1 protein-coding gene and 1 pseudogene are annotated in these 1,315 nt (G+C 59.3%); both read left to right on the forward strand.

What is annotated here, in order from left to right:
* Positions 1-201, forward strand: a pseudogene (locus CO667_RS34515) (integrase); the annotation flags it as partial.
* Positions 198-1,199: a tyrosine-type recombinase/integrase gene (locus CO667_RS34520; protein WP_096772358.1), complete on the forward strand. Its 1,002-nt coding sequence runs from the start codon at positions 198-200 to the stop codon at positions 1,197-1,199. The pseudogene CO667_RS34515 and the gene CO667_RS34520, both read left to right, overlap by 4 nt.
* The last annotated feature ends 116 nt before the right edge of the window (positions 1,200-1,315 follow it).

The raw sequence follows: 1,315 nt of genomic DNA on the forward strand, positions 1-1,315 counted from the left end.
GATCTTCGTCACCGTTTCGCCGTCCAGACCCTGATCAACTGGCATCGCGCCGGCGAAGATGTGGAACGCGAGCTGCCGGTTCTCTCGACCTTCCTCGGCCATGCGAATGTTCGCGACACCTATTGGTATCTGTCCGCCACGCCGGAACTGATGAACCATGCCGTACGGCGATTGAATAAGCGCTGGGAGGTACGGTCATGAGACGCACGAAAGACCTGGCCGTGCTGATCGAGCGGTGGTTCACAGATCGGCTCATGAAGCATCGAGGTGTAAGTTCTAACACCATCGCCTCCTATCGCGACACCTTCAGGCTCCTGTTTGCGTTCGCACAGACGCGCCTTGGGAGATCCCCATCGGAGTTGACGCTGCGGGATTTGGACGCTCCCTTCATCGGCGCATTCCTGGAGGATCTTGAGACGAAGAGATCCGCCTCGGTGCGGACCCGGAATCTCCGCCTTACAGCCATCCGCTCTTTCTTCCGATATGCGGCGTTCGAGGAGCCGGCACATAGCGCCCACATTCAGCGTGTGCTCGCGATCCCCAGCAAGCGATGTGACAAGCGGCAGCTTCAGTTTCTAACTAGGCCCGAGATTGAAGCGATCCTGGACTGCACGGATCGAAGCACGTGGCTGGGACGCCGCGACTACACTCTGCTGTTACTGGCCGCCCAAACGGGGCTGCGGGTCTCGGAGATCATCGACCTTGACCGAGATTCGGTAATGCTCGGCCGCGGTGCGCATGTGCAATGCATCGGCAAGGGCCGCAAAGAGCGAAGTACGCCGCTCACAAAGGTTGCACAGCAAGCCCTCCGTTATTGGCTCAAGGAACCAGGGAAGCGAGGCTCAACAGCCCTCTTTCCGAATACGCACGGTGGCAGGCTCAGCGCCGACGGCGTGCAGGCACTGCTGAACAAATATGTCGCCAAAGCACGTGAGCACTGCGTCTCCCTTCGCTCAAAGCGGGTGTCGCCCCATGTCTTGCGGCACTCTGCTGCCATGGAGTTGCTGCAGGCGGGCGTCGACTGCTCCGTCATTGCCCTGTGGTTGGGCCATGAAGCGATGGAAACGACGTTGACCTATCTTCATGCGCATCTCGAACTGAAGGAATCTGCACTCGCAAAGCTGAAGCCGTACGAAGGCGCCAAGGCCGAGCGATTTCGACCAAGCGACCGGCTTCTGGAATTCCTGAACACCCTCTGAGCATGAGAACTATGCCGAGTGCCAAACAACGGCGACCCGCCAAACTGGCTCGGAACGCACGGTTTGCCGTTCCTGCCAGAAGACGCACTCGGCATAGTTCGCCGGTCGGCATAAAC

It is taken from the genome of Rhizobium sp. L43, assembly GCF_002531725.1.
GTDB lineage: Bacteria > Pseudomonadota > Alphaproteobacteria > Rhizobiales > Rhizobiaceae > Rhizobium.